The 22,638-nt window shown below is 43.1% G+C and carries 25 protein-coding genes; 16 read left to right on the top strand and 9 right to left on the bottom strand.

What is annotated here, in order from left to right; all coding sequences use genetic code 11:
- Positions 1-79 precede the first annotated feature (79 nt).
- The 3 genes from lgt (at position 80) to BUA75_RS00840 (ending at position 2,071) form a co-directional block, all read left to right on the top strand.
- Positions 80-880, top strand: coding sequence for a prolipoprotein diacylglyceryl transferase (gene lgt / locus BUA75_RS00850; protein WP_072872671.1), 801 nt, complete (start codon positions 80-82; stop codon positions 878-880).
- Positions 881-916: 36 nt separating this feature from the next.
- Complete coding sequence (locus tag BUA75_RS00845) at positions 917-1,285, top strand: hypothetical protein (RefSeq protein WP_072872670.1); 369 nt, start codon at positions 917-919, stop codon at positions 1,283-1,285.
- Positions 1,286-1,354: 69 nt separating this feature from the next.
- Positions 1,355-2,071 carry a GGDEF domain-containing protein gene (locus tag BUA75_RS00840; protein ID WP_207549672.1) on the top strand — a complete coding sequence of 239 codons (717 nt, stop codon included), beginning with the start codon at positions 1,355-1,357 and terminating at the stop codon, positions 2,069-2,071.
- A gap of 29 nt (positions 2,072-2,100) precedes the next feature.
- On the opposite strand, the gene BUA75_RS00835 is transcribed toward BUA75_RS00840, so the two are convergent.
- The 3 genes from BUA75_RS00835 to BUA75_RS00825 all read right to left on the bottom strand — a co-directional run bounded on the left by BUA75_RS00835 (position 2,101) and on the right by BUA75_RS00825 (position 4,607).
- Positions 2,101-2,337 carry a hypothetical protein gene (locus tag BUA75_RS00835; RefSeq protein WP_083573966.1) on the bottom strand — a complete coding sequence of 79 codons (237 nt, stop codon included), beginning with the start codon at positions 2,335-2,337 and terminating at the stop codon, positions 2,101-2,103.
- A gap of 150 nt (positions 2,338-2,487) precedes the next feature.
- Positions 2,488-3,681, bottom strand: coding sequence for a cation:proton antiporter (locus BUA75_RS00830; protein ID WP_072872668.1), 1,194 nt, complete (start codon positions 3,679-3,681; stop codon positions 2,488-2,490).
- A gap of 146 nt (positions 3,682-3,827) precedes the next feature.
- Positions 3,828-4,607, bottom strand: a complete 780-nt coding sequence (locus tag BUA75_RS00825) for a TSUP family transporter (protein WP_072872667.1) — start codon at positions 4,605-4,607, stop codon at positions 3,828-3,830.
- A gap of 118 nt (positions 4,608-4,725) precedes the next feature.
- Between BUA75_RS00825 and BUA75_RS00820 the strand changes: the two genes are divergently transcribed.
- The 4 genes from BUA75_RS00820 to BUA75_RS00805 all read left to right on the top strand — a co-directional run bounded on the left by BUA75_RS00820 (position 4,726) and on the right by BUA75_RS00805 (position 8,663).
- Positions 4,726-5,304: a GNAT family N-acetyltransferase gene (locus BUA75_RS00820; RefSeq protein ID WP_072872666.1), complete on the top strand. Its 579-nt coding sequence runs from the start codon at positions 4,726-4,728 to the stop codon at positions 5,302-5,304.
- Between the two features lie 64 nt (positions 5,305-5,368).
- Entirely contained in the window at positions 5,369-6,337 is a 969-nt protein-coding gene (locus tag BUA75_RS00815) for an AAA family ATPase (protein ID WP_242650215.1), read from the top strand.
- 9 nt (positions 6,338-6,346) lie between these two features.
- Positions 6,347-7,441 carry a DUF58 domain-containing protein gene (locus BUA75_RS00810; protein ID WP_072872665.1) on the top strand — a complete coding sequence of 365 codons (1,095 nt, stop codon included), beginning with the start codon at positions 6,347-6,349 and terminating at the stop codon, positions 7,439-7,441.
- 25 nt (positions 7,442-7,466) lie between these two features.
- Positions 7,467-8,663 (top strand): hypothetical protein, encoded by a 1,197-nt coding sequence (locus BUA75_RS00805; RefSeq protein WP_072872664.1) that lies wholly within the window; start codon positions 7,467-7,469, stop codon positions 8,661-8,663.
- Here the strand turns inward: BUA75_RS00805 and BUA75_RS00800 are convergent.
- On the bottom strand, positions 8,597-9,121 hold the full coding sequence (locus BUA75_RS00800; protein WP_072872758.1) for a methylated-DNA--[protein]-cysteine S-methyltransferase: 525 nt from the start codon (positions 9,119-9,121) through the stop codon (positions 8,597-8,599). The two genes, BUA75_RS00805 and BUA75_RS00800, sit on opposite strands and share 67 nt — an antisense overlap.
- Positions 9,122-9,129: 8 nt before the next feature.
- Entirely contained in the window at positions 9,130-10,767 is a 1,638-nt protein-coding gene (locus tag BUA75_RS00795; RefSeq protein ID WP_072872663.1) for a hypothetical protein, read from the bottom strand.
- Between the two features lie 241 nt (positions 10,768-11,008).
- On the opposite strand from BUA75_RS00795, the gene BUA75_RS00790 reads away from it, so the two are divergent.
- Positions 11,009-12,166 (top strand): C40 family peptidase, encoded by a 1,158-nt coding sequence (locus BUA75_RS00790; RefSeq protein WP_242650220.1) that lies wholly within the window; start codon positions 11,009-11,011, stop codon positions 12,164-12,166.
- A gap of 144 nt (positions 12,167-12,310) precedes the next feature.
- Here BUA75_RS00790 and hemG read toward each other — a convergent pair whose 3' ends face one another.
- The 3 genes from hemG to hemE are packed head-to-tail and all read right to left on the bottom strand — an operon-like array spanning position 12,311 to position 15,764.
- Positions 12,311-13,735 carry a protoporphyrinogen oxidase gene (gene hemG, locus BUA75_RS00785; RefSeq protein WP_072872661.1) on the bottom strand — a complete coding sequence of 475 codons (1,425 nt, stop codon included), beginning with the start codon at positions 13,733-13,735 and terminating at the stop codon, positions 12,311-12,313.
- Complete coding sequence (gene hemH, locus BUA75_RS00780; RefSeq protein ID WP_072872660.1) at positions 13,735-14,673, bottom strand: ferrochelatase; 939 nt, start codon at positions 14,671-14,673, stop codon at positions 13,735-13,737. Before hemH ends, hemG begins: the two co-directional genes overlap by 1 nt.
- Before the next feature lie 26 nt (positions 14,674-14,699).
- Positions 14,700-15,764 carry a uroporphyrinogen decarboxylase gene (hemE, locus tag BUA75_RS00775; protein ID WP_072872659.1) on the bottom strand — a complete coding sequence of 355 codons (1,065 nt, stop codon included), beginning with the start codon at positions 15,762-15,764 and terminating at the stop codon, positions 14,700-14,702.
- Between the two features lie 299 nt (positions 15,765-16,063).
- Between hemE and BUA75_RS00770 the strand changes: the two genes are divergently transcribed.
- The 8 genes from BUA75_RS00770 to dusB all read left to right on the top strand — a co-directional run bounded on the left by BUA75_RS00770 (position 16,064) and on the right by dusB (position 22,364).
- Complete coding sequence (locus BUA75_RS00770; protein ID WP_072872658.1) at positions 16,064-16,495, top strand: BrxA/BrxB family bacilliredoxin; 432 nt, start codon at positions 16,064-16,066, stop codon at positions 16,493-16,495.
- Positions 16,496-16,643: 148 nt separating this feature from the next.
- Positions 16,644-17,822, top strand: a complete 1,179-nt coding sequence (locus BUA75_RS00765; protein ID WP_072872657.1) for a glycerate kinase — start codon at positions 16,644-16,646, stop codon at positions 17,820-17,822.
- The gene (gene hemQ / locus BUA75_RS00760) at positions 17,815-18,597 is read left to right on the top strand and encodes a hydrogen peroxide-dependent heme synthase (protein WP_072872656.1); all 783 of its coding nucleotides are present in this window, start codon (positions 17,815-17,817) and stop codon (positions 18,595-18,597) included. Before BUA75_RS00765 ends, hemQ begins: the two co-directional genes overlap by 8 nt.
- A 14-nt stretch (positions 18,598-18,611) precedes the next feature.
- Entirely contained in the window at positions 18,612-19,286 is a 675-nt protein-coding gene (locus BUA75_RS00755; protein ID WP_242650214.1) for a fumarylacetoacetate hydrolase family protein, read from the top strand.
- A gap of 3 nt (positions 19,287-19,289) precedes the next feature.
- Positions 19,290-19,979 carry a metal-dependent transcriptional regulator gene (locus BUA75_RS00750; protein ID WP_072872655.1) on the top strand — a complete coding sequence of 230 codons (690 nt, stop codon included), beginning with the start codon at positions 19,290-19,292 and terminating at the stop codon, positions 19,977-19,979.
- 55 nt (positions 19,980-20,034) lie between these two features.
- Positions 20,035-20,958, top strand: coding sequence for a D-alanyl-D-alanine carboxypeptidase family protein (locus BUA75_RS00745; protein ID WP_242650213.1), 924 nt, complete (start codon positions 20,035-20,037; stop codon positions 20,956-20,958).
- A gap of 75 nt (positions 20,959-21,033) precedes the next feature.
- Positions 21,034-21,267: a TM2 domain-containing protein gene (locus BUA75_RS00740; protein WP_072872654.1), complete on the top strand. Its 234-nt coding sequence runs from the start codon at positions 21,034-21,036 to the stop codon at positions 21,265-21,267.
- 119 nt (positions 21,268-21,386) lie between these two features.
- Positions 21,387-22,364, top strand: a complete 978-nt coding sequence (gene dusB, locus BUA75_RS00735) for a tRNA dihydrouridine synthase DusB (protein WP_072872653.1) — start codon at positions 21,387-21,389, stop codon at positions 22,362-22,364.
- A gap of 129 nt (positions 22,365-22,493) precedes the next feature.
- On the opposite strand, the gene BUA75_RS16340 is transcribed toward dusB, so the two are convergent.
- Positions 22,494-22,625, bottom strand: coding sequence for a hypothetical protein (locus BUA75_RS16340; protein WP_255567416.1), 132 nt, complete (start codon positions 22,623-22,625; stop codon positions 22,494-22,496).
- Positions 22,626-22,638 lie beyond the last annotated feature (13 nt).

Genomic DNA, 22,638 nt, shown 5'->3' with positions numbered 1-22,638 from the left:
TAGACAACACGATAGTTGGACGCTTTCACTCAATATAGTATCATGGGGTAAAGATAATTGTTCGAAAGGAGCTATTTCTTTGCATTCTTATTGGTTCCATATAGGTGCTTTTCCGGTACGCTCTTACAGTACCATTTTTGCTGCAGCATTTTTGCTTGGATTCGGCGTGACATTGTATTTTGTCAAAGCTAAAGGCGAACCGGGTGATGTGGAACATTGGTGGAATCTTGCACCCATTTGTTTGTTGGGCGGAATTATTGGTGCTCGTTTTTGGCAAGTCTTCTTCTTTGATTTCCCGTATTATGCTGCTCATCCTGGACAAATTCCACTTATCTGGCATGGGGGATTGTCGATTCAGGGCGGTATTGTAGGTGCTGTTCTTGCCGCCATGGTTTATCTGAAAAGATATCGATTGAATTTCTGGCGATTTGCCGATCTCGCTGCGCCGGGTATTCTTCTTGGACAGAGCATCGGTCGTGACGCTGATTTTATGAACGGGAGTGCCTATGGGGCACCAACTCATCAAGGATTTGGCATCGTTTTTCCACCTGGAACTTTAGCTCACGATCAGTATGGAGCTCAGCCTCTCTGGCCGGCTGTTATATGGGAAGGACAAGCTGATATTTTCCTTTTTGCCATTTTGTTGATTCTCTGGCAACGTAAAAAAGGGTGGCCACAGGGATTCTCGATTGCTTATTATTTGGTAACCTATAATATTGTACGCTTTTTTATGGAAATGTTGCGTGGTGATTCTCCAAGATATGCTCTTCATTGGGATGCGGCGCAATATACAGCCATACCCATGGTGGCCATTGGGTTAGCCATTTGGATTTACGGATTTATGAAAAATCGCAAGCAGAAACAAAATGTCGAAGTCTAGAGTTGAAGTTTGAGTGTGGAGGAGGGGCTGAATTTTATGGATACTTCGTCCCAGCCAAGTGGAGAACATTTGGATATCATGAAAGATGAGCGCTATGTGTTCATGCTGTTGGAGGAACTGAAAAATTATGAATGGCTGGAGCGCTGTACACAAGTCGCTCTGGAAAGTAAGAGTATTATCGATATGATGCAACGTATCAAGGACTTGTTTTTTGAAAGATTTGAGTTTGACCGGTTTGGTATATTACTAGGGGCATTTCATCATCGTTATTGCGTCATTCATGAAGTGGTAACAAGAAACGGTTTACAAGCTCTTCCCTCGGGCTCGCTCATGATTGTGAAAAACACAGGATTAGAATGGGTTTATCAACAAAAGAAATTGCATTATAACCCAGATTTAATGTAGAATCAACAATTTATTGAAGATGAAACAATGTACAAATTAGGATTGCGGAGTATGGTCCGTATTCCCCTCATGTTTCAACAAGAAGTTTTTGGTGTCATGACCTTAAAAATTCAGTATCCCAACTTTTACTCACCCACAGAGTTGACATTGATGAACAAAGTAGCCCAACGTTTGAGTGGTATTTTATATTCAGCGCAACTTTATTACCAGATCCGTCGGCAAGCTTACACTGATGCACTAACAGGATGTTATAATCGGCATTTTCTTACAGAACTTGAAACCTATACGACTCAACCACTCAATCCAAATGAAATTACTGATTACCTGGAAGAAAAAGTTGGAGTGGTGTTTCCTCCTTCAGAAAAACTGTCGCTTCTATTCATAGATGTCGATAGATTTAAAGATTATAATGACCGATTTGGGCACGCTGCGGGGGATGAATTATTGCGCCATCTTATCAGTGCCGTAAATCATTGGCTTGCCGATCGCGGTTTTACGATTCGTTTTGGTGGAGACGAATTTTTAGTTCTGCTACCTGGTTTAAATTTGGAGGATGTTTTGGATGATATTTCACGTTTACAGGAGAATATTAACAATATAAGATGCATTCCAGATCTTCCTCTGCATGCTCAGCAAACGTCTCTTTCCATTGGCGGTACAGAAGGGGAATGGATGCGTTTAAAAGATTTAGTCAATGAAGCCGATCAACATATGTATGAACAGAAAAAAATCTCTCACAGGAATTTTCGTGATGAAAATATGGACGTTAATTGGGAATCACTATAAAAAATTTTTCAATGTCAAAGTGCATGACCTTATAGTGATTCCTCTAATTTATGCTTTGCTTTAAATTGATTAACTGCTCCGCATTCTGGGCATTGTAATTGTACACCTATTGGCAGATAGCCCTGTTCATCCAGATCTCCTGCAACTGTGAGGGTGGCGTGAATATCACGACCATGTCCTACGGTCCACTCACCACACAAATTCCCTACCCAGGCAATAGGATGCCTGCAAACATAGCAGGTGTGAAATGCGTGAATATCTCTCACTGTTTGTGATTCTCCTTCTCCTGATTTAATTTGTATCCTATTGCATCTGAATCCAATAAGGATGCAATGTATGGACTTCAAGGCAACTTTATAGGCTAATTTGCCCTGCTAGGGGCAGAGATTATACCTTTTTTTTAACATGCAGGTTTCTTACACTTTGGATTCAATTCGATTTTGCATGGTGCTCACAAATATCACAGGTGAAATTAATGCTGTAATGGCTGCAACCAGCACAATAGAATCAGCCACAGCGTGTGTGAGTTGATGGACAGTCACACCAATTTGTGCTGCTGCTGCAATCAGAGAGAGCCTAGCACAAAGCAGGCTTCCACCAGCTATCATATTGCGCCAGCCATAGGGCTTAACTAACCAAAGAGCAGGAATAATTTTGCTGGAAAATGCTAGAAAAAGAAGTATGGGCAAGAAAAGTAGTGCTGAAGAAGAATGGAACGTATCGAGATCAAAATCTAAACCTACGGATAAAAAAAATATAGGAATTAAAAAACCGTATCCAATACCGTGACTGTAGTCACGAATTTTGTCTTTATCACGACTTGGAAGAGCAGATACAAGCATCCCTACAAGAAAACTCGCCAATATAGGTTCTGCTCCTGTGGCTGTAGCAATAATACAAAGCAGGGCAAGTATTGCGAGTATTGCGCGTAAGCGATTTTTGGCATCACCAGCATATTTTCGAATATATGATAGGCGTTGAATAACACGTAGTATTAGATACATCACCAAAGTCATGGGGAGTATAGCAAGCGTCATGAGGGTAGAAAATGCTCCATCTCCGGATAGTCTGCCAAGATATAAGGAAAGAATGACCATGGTCAGAAAGTCGGACAAGAGTGCACTCATGAGAATCGATTGTCCGAAATCTGTGTGAATCAGTTCACTTTCTTCCAAGATGGGCAATATGATACCTAGCGAAGTTGTTGAAAATAATAGGCAGAGAAAGTATGGATTAGCATTCATATGAAACCACTGAACCATACTTAAACACAACAAGTAAGAAAGTAACAAAGTTGAACAGTAGATGAGGATTCCTAATAGCATTGGATTGTTCTTTTGATTGTCCACTTTTGAGGGGAATTGCAAAAGACGCATATCCACTTCCATTCCAGAGATATACATCAGAAACAATAAACCAAAGTCGGCTAAATGATTGAGCCATTGCACATCATCTTCTGAGAGTGGTATCCATTGCGTTTGTAAAATAATCCCGAATATTAAATAAGATACAGTTACGGGAATGCGTAGTATGGGTAGACGACTGCTCAGCTGACTGAAGAGATAAGCAAAAAGTAAAATAATCAGAAATGAGTATAGTGTATGGTTCATAACTTGCCTCCTCAAGGAACAAGTTGAGAAAATCTATTCTCAATTCGGGTTCCATTATAGAGGTATGACAAGCTTTCTCATTTCATCACGAAGAAAATTTTACAAATGGTATGGGTGGGATGATCAGTTATTTAAAACTCTGTTTTTTATGAGTGAGGATGAGACAAGATACTCCATAGTTGTTGAACAATCATGCTACAAGTCATGAGAATAAATACAGGTCGAATGTATTTTACACCGTAACGGATGGCGATTTGAGAACCTGTCAGAGCACCGGCGATCATGCCTATACCTAATAAAAGCCCCCAACTATAAACAACAGTATGGGCATATGAAAAAAAAGCGAGAGCACCAGCATTGGAAGCAAGGTTAACTGATTTCGCATTTCCGGAGGCAGGCACATATTGAAACCCAAGTAAGACAAAACTAAGGATAAGAAAAGAACCGGTTCCCGGTCCAAAAAAGCCATCATAGGCGCCAATGATTAGAGAAGCGAGACATGCACCAAGAAAAGCGAATTTCTTTCCGTCTATATAGCTGTGAATGGAGCCAGCTTGGGGTTTGAAAAGAGTGTAAAGTGTTACAGCAATTAAAAGGATAATGACAAGTGGTCGTAAAAAATGTGGAGATATTTGATGTATAGCTGCAGCACCAAGCAGTGATCCAACAAATCCAAGAGGCATGAGCCACCGGACAAGTCTGAAATGGATATTACCGGTACGGGCATAATTACTAAAGCTGGTAATTGATGATAAAGTGCCAGCCAATTTATTTGTGCCAAGCGCTAAAGTAGGCGGCAATCCCAACACAATCAATGCAGGTAAGGAAATAAGTCCGCCTCCTCCGACTGAGGAGTCGATGAATGCGGCACAAAAACCGGCAAAGAGTAGTAACAGCGCATGAAAAAGAAAAAGATGCAAGGCCATCCTTCCTTCTTGTCGATTAACTTCAATTTTCTTATATATCCTCTTTATTCTACTGATCTTGTCAATCTGTTGTGTAAAATAGCGTATGATTAAATTAAACGGAAAGGATTGATGTTGAATGGGAAAAGATTGGTATTCAATGCTTGCGAGTTATTTTCCAGATGAAGAAATGAAGAAGAGAGCTCAATTTGAAGATTTGCTTGCTGAACACGATGCGTATTTTAAAAAGGAAACAGATGAGTACGTAGTTATATACGCTGAATTTAGAGATTTTATCTTTATCGATTATTTACTGGTTAAACCAAATATTCGTAGTAAGGGAGTGGGCAGTAAAGTTTTACAGGCATTTAAAAAGAAACAGAAAATGATTTTACTTGAAGTGGAGCCTGAAAATGCAGAAGATGCTGACACGCTTAAACGAATACGGTTTTATGAAAAAAATGGTTTTCAAAAAGCAGAAAATATCGAGTATGTAAGAGAAACGGCAGATGGTAAACCCTTATATATGGATATCTATTATTGGAGTCCAGAATCACTTGACGAAAGAGAAATTCTTAATGCTATGACACGAATTTACAAGGAAATTCATAATTTCAAGTCCCACAAATATCAGCGTCGACCACAATTGGATCCTTCCGATGTATTGATCTGGAAAGAAGAAAATGGTTCGGAAATCCAGAAAAATCAGCTTTCTTAATCTTTTTGCTCTATAATATTTAAGATAGAACAAGGATTTCGTTTGAACGGGGGCGCTGGTTGCTTTGGCGGAATCAGAATTAACCATACAGGAGACAAACCAAGCAGCTGCTGTTATTGACGCAGTTTGCAAACGAATTATAGGTCAGAAGCAAGTTGTCAAGGAAGCTTTTGCAGCCATTTTGGTCTCAGGTCATATTTTATTCGAAGATATACCTGGTACAGGAAAAACCACTTTAGCTAATACAATTGCCCGCGTTCTTGGTCTTTCTTTTCAGAGAATCCAGGGAACACCTGATTTACTTCCTAGTGATATTACTGGAACATTGGTACTCAACCCAACCCAAGGTGATTTTAGTTTTCGTAAGGGGCCAATTTTTACACAACTATTGCTGATGGATGAAATTAATCGCGCAACCCCGCGTACGCAATCTGCGTTACTAGAAGCTATGGCAGAAAGACAGGTTACTGTGGATGGAGTGACCTATGCATTAGAGGCTCCTTTTTGCGTAATGGCTACAGCCAATCCGATTGAGTCACAAGGTGTTTTCCCTCTTCCAGAAGCTCAATTAGACAGATTTTTAGTTCAACTCAAACTTGGTTACGTAACTGCGGATGAAGAATTGGAAATGGTATTTCGTCATACTGTCCCACCTGTCATGCCTGAACCCATTCTATCAGCTATGGATTTACTAGAACTGCAAAATAAAGTTCAGAAAGTGAAAATTCACAGTGATGTACTTACTTATTTAGTTCATCTTTGTCGAGCAACACGGGAAGATTCTGAGGTGCTGCTTGGTGCCAGTCCGCGAGCAATTGTAGCGCTTTCGCATTTTGTGCGAGCTATGGCTTGGATAGAGGGCAGGGATTTTGTTACTCCAGATGATGTTCAAACTGCGATTAAGCCTATCCTTCGTCACCGGATTGTGTTTCGAAATTGGTCTTCCACAGATTCCGAAGAGCAATTCCAACAGTTTATCGACCGCATTGTCGACCATGTGCCTGTACCTACAGAATGGGAATATTCGGAGTGAGGTGGAGGGATGGTCTGGTACTGGATTCTTCCCATTCTTTTGCTCATTGCGCCATTGGTATGGCCTGGAATATGGTTTCGCAGGGTGCAATCCTCAATAGAATCCACTGCATCCATTACAAAGCGAGAATGTGCTGTGGGCGATTTTGTCCAGTTAGAAATCTGTATCCAACAACATCGAGGTTTACCGATTCCTTATTTGCACCTTACCTTACATGCACCAGAAGGAACGGCTTTTAATAAAGAAGGGGATTTGCGGTATTTAGAATGGACTTCTTACCTTTTGCCAGGTCAACAGATCTCTTTTGTCTGCCAGCTGTATGCTATGCGACGAGGTCCTAAATCGTTACGAGATATCTGTTCTATAGAAATACATGAAGGTTTTGGACTGCGAAGATTTCGTTTGTCGCCCCATTTCCCGGAACAGCTTGGCGTATATCCTGATGCTGCTTCATCGCAGACGCTTCATTCCATATGGCAGGCGCTCACTGGAACTCGTATGACGCAGCGCTGGATACTGCCTGACGAGTCCCTGTTTAAAGATGTTCGTCCCTATGTTGCGGGTGATCCGCCCAAGTACTTTGCTTGGAAAACCATTGCTCGTACTGGAGATTGGTGGGTAAAGCAGTTTGAAACCACAACTTCAGAAGAATGGGTGGTTATCTTAAATGCTCAAATGCAGAATCCATATTGGATGGAGGCAGATACTCCTACTTTTGATAGGCTCTGTGCATTATTGCTTGCAACTGTCTCTCAATGGCAGAGAGGAGAGCGTGGAAATTCTCTATTCTTCGCAAGTAATGCACTTCTGTCAAATTACCCTCAAAAACATTGGTATGGTTCTGTGACATTTGGTCGATTACGCAGTCTGTTAGCTGTTCTTGAATCTTATCCTACCTGTTCCTTGATAGACGTTCTTCAGGAAGCTCGACGATTTTCAACTTCTCCGCGCACGCCTTGGCTGATTGTGGGTGCTTTTTTTTCTGCCGAACAGGAGCAATGGATGGAGGCTGAAAAGCGTCGCGGACGCCCCATCGAAATTATTAAATTACCAAGATGGAAAGAAGAGGTGGAAAATGATACGCCCATCACTGCGGAAAGATAGAATAGAGCAAAGAGGGAATGATTGTTTGCGAGAATCGAAGCAGGATCGATTGTCACAAGATCCATTTCGCTTTTCATGGTATTGGTGTTTGGTTTCTTTTATATTCCCAGCTATTTTAATTTATGTGATTTCTGAACAGTTTCATCATCAAGATTTGATCTTGTCATCCACTTTGTGGTTGTTTGGATTTTTATTGGTACTCGCTTGGACTAAGTTTTTGGCACCTCGTTCTATGCTGCCGATATTTTTAGTATTTGTTCTCGTTGCTTGCTTGATAGCTATTGTCAAAGATGTCTGGCTATCAATTGTATGGAATATTCTCCTGTTCTCTTTAGCTATTTTTCGTTATCGCCTTTCCATGACTACACGAGATTTACTTCGTCATAATCTTATACAATATTGGATAGATGCTGTGGCTAGCTTTTCAGTGCTTATATATGGATTGTCATTCCTCTCTTCTGTGTGGGCTATTCGCTGGCTGACGGCCATGATTGTTTTTCTTTTGCTGATGCGGTTAGTTCTTTCATGGAAATTAGCAGGGAGTTACTCAGAGAAACGATTTTTCATGTTAAAAACACTACTGCTCCTTGTTGTGGGTTGTGTATTCGTAATGGTTGTATTACCTTTTGCGTTACTTTTTGTGATTGGCGGTTTGGGAGAAGCGACGCTCTATCTGCTGAGTCCATTATTAGAATCATTATTAGGAAAAATCTTCGAGATTTTTAGATTATTGGATCGTTTGAAAAGACATGCGTCTGTTTCGGAGCAGAACGCTCATCAAGCAAATAGCGTGATACATCCAACAGCTGCTTCTCCGTTATCGGAATGGACAGGAATTCTACTGCTTCTTCTTATTGCCATTTTTGCAATATGGCAGATTCGTAGATTTCTTCGTAAGCGTAAAGTTCCTCGTGAAAAAGTGGTTCCTGGTATGGTAATTACCAGAAGCTTGATTGACAAAGAGCGCCATCCCATACCACGCTTTCTGTCTACACAAGATAAACTCAGACTAGAACTTCAAAAGGCTATGAAATTGTATTTGCGCAAAAAGAGAAGATTTTCTTATTCTTGGACAGCGGCAAATTGGTATAAGGTACTCGGTGAAAGTGAAGAAAATTTTCAACTGCCCGATTTACAAGCTTACGAAAAACAACGCTATGATACTACTGGAGAGCCTTCCAATGAAAGCAAAAACCGTTTTACTTCCAATCCTCCGCTGTAACCGCCAAGTTTACCTTGAACAGCGATGACGCGGTGACAGGGAATGAAGATAGGCAATGGATTCGCTCCATTTGCTCTGCCGACTGCTCTATAGGCGCGAGGATGACCAATATTTTGGGCAAGTTTTTGATAGGACCAAGTGTGACCATAAGGAATTTTCAGAAGGGTTTGCCATACTGATTTTTGAAAAAGAGTACCGTGCAAATCGTAATCGAGATCGAACACTACTCTTTTTTTATTAAAGTATTCTTTTAATTGTGTTTTATATTTGTCAATAGGAAGACTATCATGTACCCATTCTGTTTTCCCCCAAATTTTTTCACAATACTCGTGAGCAGTGCTTTCTGTATCGGCTGGCAGGCATACGTAGCATAGTCCCTGTTGGGTAGCGTAGAGACGTATATCTCCTATGGGCGTATCAACGGTATCCCAATATATGGTGGTCTCCTTGGAACTCATGATGTTATTCACCTTTTTTGCTCTCCTTTCTGGGCAATCGATTCAGAAGCCATCAATATCGTTCGATAGACTTTATACCATTGTAAAAATAGAAAAGAAATCAAAATTGTTACGATGAATAAAATAATGGAAAAAAGAATGATTCTCTGAAATTGGCTTCCTGATAGTTGCAATGAGGTAATCAATAAAATATAACGCTCAGCAAACAGTAAAAGGGGAAGAATGGCTGATCCGCTTAGAAAATAAAGCGCCAACTTTCTCTGAACTTGGGGATAAAGGTGACTGAGTCTATCAAGTGCTAAACTGCCACTCACAACTAGCCGTATCCAGTAAGCGAACAATAATAACATGGCTGCCAGTCCAAGATAGAATGGCCATAGTGAAAGGTGGAGTGGTGAACGCTGTGAAAATGTTGAATCGTTCCATTTAGATAAATCGAGCACAAATGTATCTGGATTCGGATTTCCTAAGCCTTGACCAGGTCTCCATCTTGCATCTTTAAAGGCAGTATTTTTTACGGATATAGATGAAAAAGCATGAGGGTCTTGAAGTGCTAGGTGATAAAGCAACGCATTGGCGTTTTTGGGCAAGTGGCGACCAGTATTTTCAACGTGTGCTGCATCGGCTAAAGCAAAGAGAGCTGCAAAAGTTGGCGTAGCCAACGATGTTCCTTCAACTCCCCCTAAAAAACCTCGTGAATCCGAGAGAATGACACCCGGGTTACCACCGAACCACACAACATCCGGTGTTTGTCGATACAGAAAAGGGTGTTTTGCAGCTTCTCGTTGCAAAGAGGATGCAAATGCAGTCCAAACTGCTGGACCAGCACCCTCCCAAGGTGCTACTTGCCATGTATGGTGTACAAACTGACTAGCGCCGACAATGACCATTTGTGGCGCAAAAACAGTTTCTGAAACATGTCCCGGCTGATCTCCAGAAGCTTGAAAAAACGGATAATGACTAGCGATCCATTGTAATACTTGTCGACTGCCAAATGTCCTTTCTTGAAGCAACGGGTTATGCGTCATCAGAGGCTGTAATCCCTGTTCTATAGATGAACTCACTACAGTCACATGTAACTTTTTAAATAAACTTTGCATAGTTGACAAGGTGAGTGGATGTTGAATGCCGGACTGGTGAATATCTACGATAAGTAATCGAGCTTTGGGGGCTACAACATGAGCCCATTCCGTATCTAAAAGTGTCTCTGCATTTGGGCGGATAATTTGTGATGAACGGTTTAAGTGAAGTAGCTTTCCATCTGTCCAAACATCAATCTGATTAGGGTATAGCAAGGATGGATCGGTAGAAGCAAAACTTTTACAGAAAGAGAGGTAAGAAGGCATGCTGAAATAACCATTGGTTTCAAATAAGGCAATGGTTTCACCTTTTCCAAAGTTACCAAGTTGCTGTGCCTTCTTCAAATGAACCAGTTGTATCCATTCGCTTGGTGTTAGACTGTTTTCATAAAATTGATTATGCTTCGCACCAGCAGCAGTTGGATAAGAAGGTGCTGCACTTACCCCTGTCCCTCCGCCGAAAACACTTGGATTCCATAAATTGAGTCCATCGCCAAGAGCGCTGAAAATCCCAAAGCAAATCAGTACAAACAGATAAAATACACGCCATCGAGGAAACTTTCTCATTTCCGCCCTCCTGGGTCTGTTTCCTAAACTTTGTCCCAGCTTACTTCTCTATATTATAGCGTATCCAGAAGGTGGCTCAGGTTAGTCCATATTCATGACTTTTTCCATCTTGCAGAAGTGAAAGGATTACTTTTTTGCGGATTAAGGTAGGAAATACGCGTTTTATGTCGAATTAGGCGTGCAGACCAAAAGGTCAGGAAGATATGAAGAGAAGATAGGAGTTGTGGTGTGTTTGCGTCGAGTGTCTCGCATTCTCTGCTCGGCGGTGGCAGTTCTGGCAATGTCCTTTTCAGCGCAAAAAATTGCCCAGGCTTCCTCGTTGACGCAGGAAAAAACGTTGTTGCAGGAGCTTCAGCAGCAATCCAATCAAACCTATCAACAAATTGCAAAGGAGAAAGTGAAAGAAACCGTACTCCAAAATAAACTCAGTGAATACAAAGATTCGTTACAGAATGTCCAGCAGGCTATTCTTCTCAATCAGCAGCAAATGAAAGATTTGCAGACAGAATTAATCAGTTTACAAAAACAAATCCATCAGAATGATATCAAGCTGAATACGTTTAAAAGCGACTTATACGCTAGATTGCGTTTGATGTATGAGAATGGCAACGTTCAGTATTTATCCGTTCTTTTACATGCAACAAGTTTTCAAGATCTGTTAAATCGATTACATGGATTAGAAGTAATTTCTCAAGAAAACCATGTGCTTTTGCAAGAAGTACAGACGATTGAAGCACGCTTGGCTGCCCAAAACGTTCAAAAATCTCAAAAACTCCACCAGTTAGTTCACAAACATGATGAATTGCTGACTCTGCAGCATACAGACGCGGTTCTTGCAGCAGATGAATCCACACTGTTGCATCAGACACAGAACCAGGTTCAGCAAGAAGAACAACAGCGAGGCTTGCTGGAGAGCCAGATTCATCTTACCCAGTCGCAAATTCAGCAGATTGAATTGCAAACAGAGGAAGCCAATCTGCTCATGCAAAATAAAAGTTATATTAATACAACCATTTCTAATATGCCTACGGGCAATGCAAGTGCGATTATTTCTTTTGCTGAACAGTTTTTAGGTGTCCCCTATGTATGGGGAGGCACTTCGCCAAGTGGCTTTGATTGTTCTGGATTTACTCAATATGTGTTGGCTCATTTTGGCATTCAAATAGAGCGCACTTCTGAAGAACAGTTTGCTGAAGGTATTCCGGTTTCTGAAAATAATTTGCAACCTGGAGACTTGGTGTTTTTTAGCACATATGCCCCTGGTGCCTCGCATGTAGGCATTTATATCGGCAACGGGTTGATGATTGATGCTCAAGATATGGGTGTTAGTATTGATAGTGTATTTAATTCCTATTGGGGACCCAAGTATCTTGGTGCCCGACAAATGTTTAAGTCATAGATTCAACCTTCAAAATAAGTATCAGCAACTTGTGTCCTCTATAATGATTAGACGAAGCAGCGGGAGAAAATGTTACATTCTCCCGTTTGCTTTTTGAATGAAACTGCCAGTTTTTTAAAAAAAACAGAAAGGAGCAAGGTGAGTTTATCGAAAGATTTCAGTATGCATGTACATCCAAGCATCAGTTGCGGTTTTTTGTCCTTGTAAAACACAATCTGGAATACCTACACCGCCATCGTAAGAAGCACCAGCTACCAGAAATCCTGGTGTATGAGTTGCCATGTGTTGCTTAAATGTGCGAATTCTCTCGCGATGCCCGACCAGATATTGTGGCATCGCTTCTTGCCAACGAGTTATATGTGTAAAGTATGGTGACGCCTGAATCCCCATTAAATCCTCTAAATCTCTGCGCACTTTTTGTAAGATTTGTTTGTCATCTAGTTCTAGAATTTCCTGTTGACCGCTTCTTCCCACATAACAGCGAATCAATGAAAAACGTCCTTGAGTAGTATGAGGCCATTTGCTAGATGTCCAAGTGGCAGCCGTAATCGCTCTATTTTCTAAACGTGGAACAACAAAACCAGAACCATCTAAAGAATGATTAAGTTGATCGGGTGTGTAGCCAAGTAAGATGGTAGCTGTGGAAACAGCAGGGACATTTAGCCATTGGTTGCTGCCGACTGGAAGTAGTTTGTTTGCCGCTTTGAGAAGATTTTGAGTATCCGTTGTCCATAAAACGCAATCAAATGAAAAATGTTCATAAGCAGTGGACAGTTCATAGCCACCTGTTTCTAGACGCTGAATTTCAAGAATCGGAGTACGGAGATGAAATTGAGCGCTGTCGGAAAGTACCTCGGAGAGCCTGTCAATTAAGGATTGTAAGCCGCCGCGTAACGTGATAAAGGCACTTCTTCCACTTGTCGAAGCAGTGGTAGGGTGAGCAGTTTTACGTAATCCTAAAATAACACTTCGATATTTTTTTTCTAGATCTGCAAACTGGGGAAAAGTAGCTTGTAAACTCAAATCGTCAACTCTTCCTGCATAAATACCTGCTAAAAGAGGCTCGCAAAGCGAGTCTGTCAATTCATCGCCAAACCTGCGTCGAAGAAAGTGACCTAGTGATTCGTCTGATGGGTCCTCGCGTTTAGGTAAAACGAGATCGGAAAAAACACGTGTTTTCCCGGCGGCAGACAGCAGAGGGGTTTCAAGGAAAGGTGTGAAATGAATAGGTATGCCCATTTGTGTGCCGCCTGGCATATGTACCAATTGTCCGTTTTTGACAATATAGGTTTGGCGAGCGTTTGGATTTTGTTCAATAATCTCGGATTCTAGCCCTAAGTCACGAATGAGCTGAACACCCGCTGGTTTCCGGGCCAACATGGAATCAGGACCGGCTTCGAGAACAAGATTTTGTTCACGATAGGTGAGAATTTTGCCTCCTAGTCGTGAAGAAGCCTCAAAAATATGACAATCTATTTCCTCTTTCGCCGCGTCCGCCAGCTTGAGCAGTTGGTAAGCGGCCGTCAGGCCGGTGATTCCACCGCCAACAATTGCAATTTTGCGGCGCATCAGGCTGTTTCATCTCCTTTATTTTCGCGTTCGCGCACGACTGCTGCCAGAGCTTTTAAAAATTCTCTATCATCGTTCATTTGATGAGTGCGTTCCAGTCGAATACCGAGTTGCGCAGCGAGTTGTTTGGCTTCAATGTCAATGTCGTAAAGTACTTCTAAATGATCGGCGACAAAACCTTGTGAGCAGGAGAGAACATTACGACAACCTGCTTTGGCAAGTTCGCGCAACTTGTCCAGAATATCCGGTCCAAGCCATGGTTCGCCAGTTTGACCGGCACTTTGCCAGGCAAACGTATAATGTTTGAGTTGTAACATACGTGCTACTGCTTCACCTGATTCTTTCAGTTGATCTGGATATGGGTCTCCGATTTGAAGGATTTTTTCAGGTAACGAATGAGCGGAAAAAATAGTGGTTACTTCTGCGTTGGAAGAAAATTTTTGCAACCCTTCGGCAACCCGGTTGGCTAAAACTTGCAAAAAAAGTGGGTGCATATGCCATGAATCAATAAGCCATAATTTTGGGCCACCCAGCGACGCGGAGGCTGTCAGGGCTGTTTTTTGGTATGAGCCGATGCTCATTGTTGAATAGTGAGGAGCTAGGACTATTCCCACGGCTTCTTCAATACCATCATGGTTCATAGCTTTCACGGCATCTTCAATAAAGGGAGACGTGTGTTTCAGGCCAATATAAGGTCGGACCTTTCGCCCACCATCAACATTGAGTATCTCCGCTAAGCCATACGCTTGGCGTTCTGTTATGGCTGCTAGCGGTGAAACGCCGCCTATGGCTTGGTAACGTCTTGTCAAATCATCTAACTGTTCTTGACTGGGTGGTCGACCGCGGCGAATGTGCGTATAATAGGGTAAAATCTCTTCTGCCGATCGCGGTGTTCCATAGGCCATTACCAACAAGCCTAACACTTCATTTTTAGCCATTCGTGCCAACTCCTCTACTATTTTTTCTATTGAGCAGAAGATGTCAATTGTTGAGCAAGCCATTCCTCACTATAAGTGTGAACAAATTCTGTGAGTCTTTTTAAAATTTGTATGTCTACTGAAGGTCGCACACCATGTCCTAAGTTGAAAATATAGCCGGGGTGTCGTAAGCCTTCTTCCAGAAGTTTACGAGTTTCTGCTTCGAGTACGTTCCATGGCGCCTGCAATAGAGCAGGATCAAGATTTCCCTGCAGAGCAATTTTCGTTCCGAGTCTCTCACGAGCTCTACGAATAGGAACTCTCCAGTCTACACCAATGACAGACGCACCCGCATGTTGAAACTGAGTCAGCAATTCGCCTGTTGTGACACCAAATAGAATTAACGGTACACCAAGCGGACGTAATTCATCAAAAATGTGTTTCATGGTTGGGTATACATAAGTTTCATAAGCATCGGGAGACAGTGAACCGACCCAGGAATCAAATAACTGAAGAGCCTGCGCTCCTGCTTTGACTTGCGCCTTACCATAAAGGATGATCATCTCGCCAAGCTTGTCCATCAGCATTTTCCAAACATCCGGTTGGCTATACATGAGCCGCTTGGTTTCAATGTATTCACGCGATGGACCGCCTTCTATCATATAACTTGCCAATGTAAAAGGGGCACCTGTAAATCCAATCAGAGGAACATGTAATTGATGACGAAGTCGTTCAATGGTTTCCAATACATACCAAAGATCTTGGCCGGGTTCAAACAGACGTAAACGATTGACATCTTCCTTACTGCGAATCGGGGTTTCAATGACAGGACCAATATTTTCTTTGATTTCAAAATCTAATCCCATGGCACCAATCGGGATCATGATATCAGAAAACAAAATGGCAGCATCAACGCCCAATTTTTCAACAGGCATCCGTGTAACATCAGCACAAATTTGCGGACGTTGACAAATTTCTACTAGTGAGTATTGTTTGCGAATTTCTCGATAGTCGGCATCATAACGGCCAGCTTGGCGCATATACCAAACGGGTGCGCGTGAAACTGGTTCACGTACGCAGGCTTTGAGAAAAATGGAATTTGAGATAGACATCGAATTTTAGCTCCTCTAAAGAATTCCTCTTTTCGTTATACCGTTTGTAAGCAATGCTCCGCAACTTAAGGTATCTGACTTTATTCGTTTCCTCATCTGGTTTCGTCAAACTGTCATCTTTGTCTGGAGTGAATCCATCCAATCTTTTTACTTGCAGTTCTTTAGGAGATAAAAAAACATTTGCAGTCTGCAGCGGGCATTCTATAATAAAGGAAGAGGTTATCAGGCAAATTGTCTGAAGCATTCTGGTCATGATCCGGTGTGCCTACTTGAGGGCCCGCAAAGCGAGGAGGATTCCTATGAGTTTGGAATTGGATTTTTATGCAATGATGGTGCAGCCGATGCGGGATGAATTGACGCAGCTTGGCTTTCAAGAGCTTCGCAACGCACAAGAAGTGGACGAAGCTATGAAGGATAAACAGGGTACCATGTTGGTGGTGGTCAATTCTATTTGCGGATGTGCGGGTGGAATTGCTCGTCCAGCCGTTGCCCTAGCTTTGCAGAATGATAAAAAACCTGATCGTCTGGTGACGGTATTTGCTGGACAAGACAAAGACGCAACAGCACGTGCCCGTGAATATTTTGAAGGAATGCCACCATCATCACCGTCTATGTTTCTCTTCAAGGACGGAAAGTTAGTAGGAGTTTTACACCGCAGTAATATTGAAGGCAGCGATGCACATCATGTTGCAGCTCACTTAGTGGCTTTGTTTGACGAATATTGTGCCTGACACAACTTGAGCTTTCTCCATACCCATTGATATCCGATAGGGCGGCAGTTATGCCGCCTTTTTCTGTTGAGTGGTTTGGATAATGATTGGACAATTCCCTTCTATTGAACGTAAACTATAGGAAAAACAATGAGGTGACTATCAGTCTATGCGCGTTCTGGTCGCACCAGACTCTTATAAAGGTACTTTATCAGCCGTCACTGCAGCTGAACTAATGGCAAAAGCGCTGAAACGTGTGCAAAAAACAATGGAAGTTGATCTTGCACCCATGGCTGATGGCGGTGAAGGAACGCTGGAAGTTTTACAAAAAAAACTTCATGCTCAAGTCATTCGAATTCATGCAATGGATGCATTTGGAGAACCACACAGCTCGTATTATCTGATACAGGACCACACGGCCTACATTGAACTTGCCAATATCTGTGGTTATGTTCCTCTGAAGGGAAGTGAAAAAAGCAAATTAGAACGTGCCCTGCAGGCCAATACTTATGGGTTGGGCCAGGTCATTCTTGATGCCTTGATGCGTGGAATCACAGAGATTGTGCTCGCGCTTGGAGGAAGTGCATCGACGGATGGAGGTTATGGGTTGCTTGCGGCGCTCGGGGCGCAGTATCTAGATGATACTGATGATCGGCTTTCTGGTAAAGACGCACGAGAGCTTGAACGAGTACGAACCATTTCGCTCCAGGGAGTTCATCCGGCTGTCTACCATGTGAATTTCACAGTATTGGCCGATGTGCAAAATCCGTTGACAGGTATCAACGGTTCAGCTACTGTCTATGGCCCACAAAAAGGTCTTACTTCGCCTGAAGCGATTCAAAAAAGAGATATGGAATTGTCACGTTTTGCTAGTTTGTTGGAAAATAGTCTACATATCTCGCCGTTAGCGCAAGAACCTGGCATGGGTGCTGCTGGTGGAGCAGCTTTACCGTTATTTGCCTTCGGCAAGGCTACTCGTGTTGCAGGAGCGAATTATGTGGCAGAAAAACTGGAGATTCCTGATAGAATAATGAATGCGGATTTTGTGATTACAGGAGAAGGACAAGTAGATGCCTCTACCAGAGAAGGCAAAGTGCCTGCCTATATGGGACAGCTAGCCAGCCAAATGAATAAAAGTTGTGCTGTGGTTGCAGGACGTTTTGGAGAGGGGCATGAACGCCTTTTTGAATGCGGCGTCAGTTATATGGTAGAAGCTGCACCCACTCATAGTGAAGATGATTCCCCGGCGCTTCGCCTGCAACAAGCAGTCATTCAGGTAGCTCAAGAAATGATACGTGAGCTGGAACATAGTCAGCGCACTAAGAAAGGAGACCTCACACATGAGTAATGCACCGGTTACCTTGGATGGTTGGTATGTATTGCATGATTTTCGGAGTATTGACATTGCAAGATGGCAAGCGGCTTCTGCTGCTGAGAGAGTCAACGCATTAACTGGGTTTCATTCACTTATCCAGGAGTATGAGCGTGTCAATGAATCACAGACTGGAAGTTTTGGCATGTTTCGTGTTGCTGGGCATAAGGCAGATATACTACTATTGCATTTTCGCCCAACCATTGAAGAAATGATAGAAACAAAGGAACATTTGCAGCAAACCGCCATTGCCTCCTATCTTGAACCTGTTCATTCCTACTTATCAGTGGTTGAACTAGGAGGGTATCTGGCCAAACCTGGGGTTGATGTAGAGACAGATCCCTATCTGCAGAGCAGGCTGAAACCAGCCATGCCAGACATGCCCTACCTTTGCTTCTATCCTATGTCGAAGAAACGTGAAGGACAAGATAATTGGTATACTCTTGACAATGAGGAACGTGTCCGCTTGATGCGAAGCCATGGCCAAATTGGCCGCGAATACGCGAATAAAATTAAGCAAATCATCAGTGGTTCTATGGGTTTCGACGATTGGGAGTGGGGTGTAACTTTATTTGCCCATGATCCGCTTGAGTTTAAGAAGATTGTTCAAGAGATGCGTTTTGATGAAGTCAGTGCAAAATACGCAGAGTTTGGACCCTTTTGGGTGGGGAAACGTACCGATGCTCCGACCATGGTCCAGGTATGGAGAAATATGCCGCAACGCATGATGGGTCGAAAAAATTTTGAATAAGGTAGATGATTTGCGTGAACCGTGTCATCCATTGGGAACAACCTTGGTTAAAAGTTGAGGATGCTCTGGGGCAGATTAAAAATATCTTCTGTGTAGGCAGAAATTATGTCGATCACGCAAAAGAACTCGGCAATGACGTGCCTGAACAACCCATGATTTTCGCCAAATCGACACATGCTCTGCATAGTGCCCACGAGCTTTTGCAGTTGCCTACAGATATGGGAAGTGTTCATCATGAGCTGGAGTGGGTGTTGTGGATTGATTCAGATATTCACTCGGCTGCAGATTTTCCTTCCGCTATTGGTGGTGTTGCGCTTGGACTTGATTTAACTTTGCGCGATGTTCAGAGTCGCTTGAAAGCGGCAGGACATCCTTGGGAGTTAGCTAAAAGTTTCCCACAATCAGCTGTGCTGACAGATTTTTATCAAGTGGAAGATTGGCAAGAATTGTTGCATACCTCTTTTTCATTAGTGCGTCAGGGTCAAATCCTGCAGCAAGGAAAAGCTGAGGATATGATCTTTGATTTTCCGACTCTGCTTGAGTACGTGGCCAGGTATTTTGGGCTGGCAAAGGGAGATATTCTGTTTACAGGTACACCAGCAGGCGTGGGGCCAGTGCAGCCTGGTGACGAATTGGAATGGCGTATCGCAGAGAAAACGATTGCCAAGACGAAGGTGCAAGAGAGGTAGTTCATGAGCAGAACACGGGGAATAGAATCGTATTTAGAGGCTGTATATATTTTGGAGAGCGAAGGAGAGGAACCTTTACCGTCCAAAGTAGCTGACTATTTGTCTGTAGCCAGGCCAACTGTTACGCAGACCATGCAACGGTTGACCGCTCTTGGATTGGTAGAAGCGGGGGACGGTAAGCCAATTTCTCTCACGGAAGAAGGTCGTCGACGGGCAGAGGCGATGGTTCGCCGTCATCGCCTTTTAGAACGTTGGTTAACCGATCATTTAGGTCTCGATTGGGCTGATGCTCATGTAGAAGCAGAGCGCTTGGAACATTCTATCTCTCCAATGGTGGAAACACGTCTTTTTGAATTACTTGGACGTCCGACTACTTGTCCACATGGAAATTTGATTCCAGGTACGGGTGCATCTAAAGTAGCAGGGATCCCCATTACAGATTTGGAGCCTGGAGAAGAGGCTGTTGTTGTAAGAATCATGGAACTTGCTGAAGAAGATCTTAATTTGCTGCGATATTTTCATCAGTCAGGCGTTGTTCCTGGCGCGTTGGTGACTATGGAGCAGCCAGCCAGTCCTTATGACGTGGGAATTACTTTGGTCACTCGTCAACATCCAGGTGCCACTCCACAATACGCTTCTTTAAATCCGCAGGTTGCAAGACGAGTCATGGTGAAAAAGCAAACAGCCGAATAAGTTTTATGTTTTTCGCAAATGCTCCTCTCGTCTACAGTTGCGAGGGAGTGTCGGTATGAGAATTTATAAAGATCATCGCAAAATTGGTTGGCTAAGGCGGTTTGTTGCCGCCTTTAGCCTCATGATTTTTGCTCTCTTTTCATCAGGATTTTTATCTTCTTCTCAATACGCTGTTCATTCATCGTTGGTTCAAGCTGCCTCGCGTCAAGCGCGTGCAGAACGATTGCGCCCCCCCCATGTGAATGCGCGTGCAGCAATTGTTTACGATGCAACAGACGGACAAATTCTGTATGCTAAATCGGCTGACCATCCGTACTATCCGGCAAGTACAACCAAGTTGATGACGGCCATTCTCTTGGTCACGCATACACAGCCGGACGATCCGATTTATCTTGGTCCTAAAGCGGCTCGACAAGCCAAAGTGCGGCTTGGTGTCAAACCAGGCACCACCATGACATCTGATGAAGCGTTGCGAGCTATTTTGATGAAAAGCGCGAATGATGTGGCCTATGCTATTGCTGAGACAGTTGGTGGTTCTCAGGAAGGTTTTGCTCGCATGATGAATCTCAAGGCGCGCTTGATTGGCTGCCGTAACACCTCTTTTGTAACTCCAAACGGATTGCATGATGATGATCATCGTTCTTCAGCACATGATATCGCTCTGATTTTAGCGGAAGCTATCCGTTATCCAAGAATTATCAATGCTATGCAAACCACGCATTGCACAGTAGCAGGGAAATCGGTGCAAAATGGAAATCGTCTAATATATGTAAAACAAGCTCCCTTTGGTGAAATCATTGGTGGTAAAACGGGATTTACTTCAAAAGCGATGTACTGCCTTGCTTTTGCGGTTCGTCAGCACGGCCATGTGCGAATTTCTGTGGTTCTTGGCGCTCCCCGTAAGAGCCTTATGTATTCAGAAACTCGACGTCTTTTGACTTGGTCTAATAAAATATTGCCATCTCCCAGTCGTTCATAGGGAATCGAGACAGGCTAAGAACACATACGCTTTGCTAAAGGCGCACTTGAACATTCGGGAATGGAGGTTCAGCATGTGCAGCGTTCAGTGGCAATTGCGTACGTGTTGTGGTTTTTTCTTGGATATTTAGGAATTCATCGGATTTATTGTGGAAGAGTTGGCAGCGGAGTCACGATGTTGATACTCTCAGTTTTGGGTACACTTACGGTAGGAGTTGGTATAGGTAGATTTTTACTTTTTATTGTAGGTGTGTGGTGGCTCATTGATTTATTTCTTACAGCGGGAATGGCTATGTCCTACCGAAAATAGAAATGGAGAGGCTGATGGCCGAGGGCAAGCTTTGACATACTGGCAACATAAGCTTGCCCTTCAAACATGAATTTGCTAATCTACAACACGGTAGTCTTCGTTGGAAAGGAGGCGTTACCGTGCTGAAAATTAGAGATGTTCAACTGGACAATCCTGTTATTCTTGCCCCCATGGCTGGTGTGTGCAATCCGGCTTTTCGCATATTGGCCAAGGAACTAGGAGCAGGGATGGTTTGTGCGGAGATGGTCAGTGATAAAGCGTTAGTTCATGGAAATCAAAAAAGCCAAAAAATGTTGACCATATTGCCAGATGAGCATCCTGTCTCTCTACAACTGGTGGGTTATGACAAGGAGTCAATGGTAAAGGCGGCTGAAATGGTTGGCGAAACGAATGCAGATATCATTGATATCAATATGGGTTGCCCAGTTTTGAAAATTTATAAAAACGGATCGGGCGCAGCATTAGCGCGTAATCCTGAATATGCCGCATCCATTGTCAAGGAGGTTGTGGAGCGGGTAAACAAGCCTGTAACAGTAAAGTTTCGCAAAGGTTGGGATGATGACCACGTCAATGCTGTGGAAGTTGCACTGGCTGTAGTTGAGGCTGGGGCGTGTGCGGTTACTTTGCATGGTCGCACTGCTAAACAGATGTATACAGGTTATGCAGATTGGTCTATTATTGCCAGTGTCAAACAGGCTGTCAATGTACCGGTTATTGGTAACGGAGATATTGCTTCGCCAGAAGACGCCTATCGTATGATGATGGAAACTGGATGCGATGGAGTCATGGTCGGTCGAGCTGCGCTTGGTAATCCGTGGATATTTAGAGAAATTGCACATTTTTTAGAAACTGGTCAAAAAATTGAAAAACCTGGGGTGGATGAACGCATAACAGTTGCCTTGCGCCATTTAGAATTGCTAGTGGCTGAAAAAGGTGAAGTTGTGGGTGTCAAAGAGATGCGTAAGCATGCTGCTTGGTATATCAAAGGTCTGCCCGGCTGTGCAGAAATGCGTAATTTTATTAATGAACAGACAACTTTAGCAGGCATGCGCAATACCTTATTGTCCTATCGACAGGAAATTCTGGCGGTAAGTTGAGTTGCTGATTTGCACATAAGGAAACCACGACTCTTAAGAACTGCGGTTTTTTGTCAGTACGCCCTGCATTGGCGGAATCTAGTGGTGTGAGAGGTTGGGGGGCTATGCGCCCCCTCCTACTCGATAGTCTTAATATACAACGCCAGGCGCAGTGGTTGCTGCAGCTGCAGCTGTGTAACCAGGAACCAAAAGGAAGAAGAGGACAAAGATAATCAAAAATACGACTGCCCATTGTGTATAACCACCAAATGCTCCATACATACTGATATCATCC

This window comes from Alicyclobacillus tolerans, assembly GCF_900142255.1.
Lineage (GTDB): Bacteria > Bacillota > Bacilli > Alicyclobacillales > Alicyclobacillaceae > Alicyclobacillus_I > Alicyclobacillus_I tolerans.
The sequence above is the reverse complement of the archived record's forward strand: the minus strand, read 5'-3'. Positions and strand labels throughout refer to the sequence as shown.

Coding starts and splice junctions, on each gene's coding strand:
- BUA75_RS00830 (WP_072872668.1), bottom strand. CDS start 3,681: ATGAACCATACACTATACTCATTTCTGATTATTTTACTTTTTGCTTAT.
- BUA75_RS00745 (WP_242650213.1), top strand. CDS start 20,035: ATGAGAATTTATAAAGATCATCGCAAAATTGGTTGGCTAAGGCGGTTT.
- BUA75_RS00810 (WP_072872665.1), top strand. CDS start 6,347: ATGGTCTGGTACTGGATTCTTCCCATTCTTTTGCTCATTGCGCCATTG.
- BUA75_RS16340 (WP_255567416.1), bottom strand. CDS start 22,625: ATGTATGGAGCATTTGGTGGTTATACACAATGGGCAGTCGTATTTTTG.
- BUA75_RS00770 (WP_072872658.1), top strand. CDS start 16,064: ATGAGTTTGGAATTGGATTTTTATGCAATGATGGTGCAGCCGATGCGG.
- hemQ (WP_072872656.1), top strand. CDS start 17,815: ATGAGTAATGCACCGGTTACCTTGGATGGTTGGTATGTATTGCATGAT.
- BUA75_RS00765 (WP_072872657.1), top strand. CDS start 16,644: ATGCGCGTTCTGGTCGCACCAGACTCTTATAAAGGTACTTTATCAGCC.
- hemH (WP_072872660.1), bottom strand. CDS start 14,673: ATGGCTAAAAATGAAGTGTTAGGCTTGTTGGTAATGGCCTATGGAACA.
- BUA75_RS00800 (WP_072872758.1), bottom strand. CDS start 9,121: ATGAGTTCCAAGGAGACCACCATATATTGGGATACCGTTGATACGCCC.
- BUA75_RS00845 (WP_072872670.1), top strand. CDS start 917: ATGGATACTTCGTCCCAGCCAAGTGGAGAACATTTGGATATCATGAAA.
- hemG (WP_072872661.1), bottom strand. CDS start 13,735: ATGCGCCGCAAAATTGCAATTGTTGGCGGTGGAATCACCGGCCTGACG.
- BUA75_RS00825 (WP_072872667.1), bottom strand. CDS start 4,607: ATGGCCTTGCATCTTTTTCTTTTTCATGCGCTGTTACTACTCTTTGCC.
- BUA75_RS00820 (WP_072872666.1), top strand. CDS start 4,726: ATGGGAAAAGATTGGTATTCAATGCTTGCGAGTTATTTTCCAGATGAA.
- BUA75_RS00750 (WP_072872655.1), top strand. CDS start 19,290: ATGAGCAGAACACGGGGAATAGAATCGTATTTAGAGGCTGTATATATT.
- hemE (WP_072872659.1), bottom strand. CDS start 15,764: ATGTCTATCTCAAATTCCATTTTTCTCAAAGCCTGCGTACGTGAACCA.
- BUA75_RS00840 (WP_207549672.1), top strand. CDS start 1,355: ATGTTTCAACAAGAAGTTTTTGGTGTCATGACCTTAAAAATTCAGTAT.
- BUA75_RS00795 (WP_072872663.1), bottom strand. CDS start 10,767: ATGAGAAAGTTTCCTCGATGGCGTGTATTTTATCTGTTTGTACTGATT.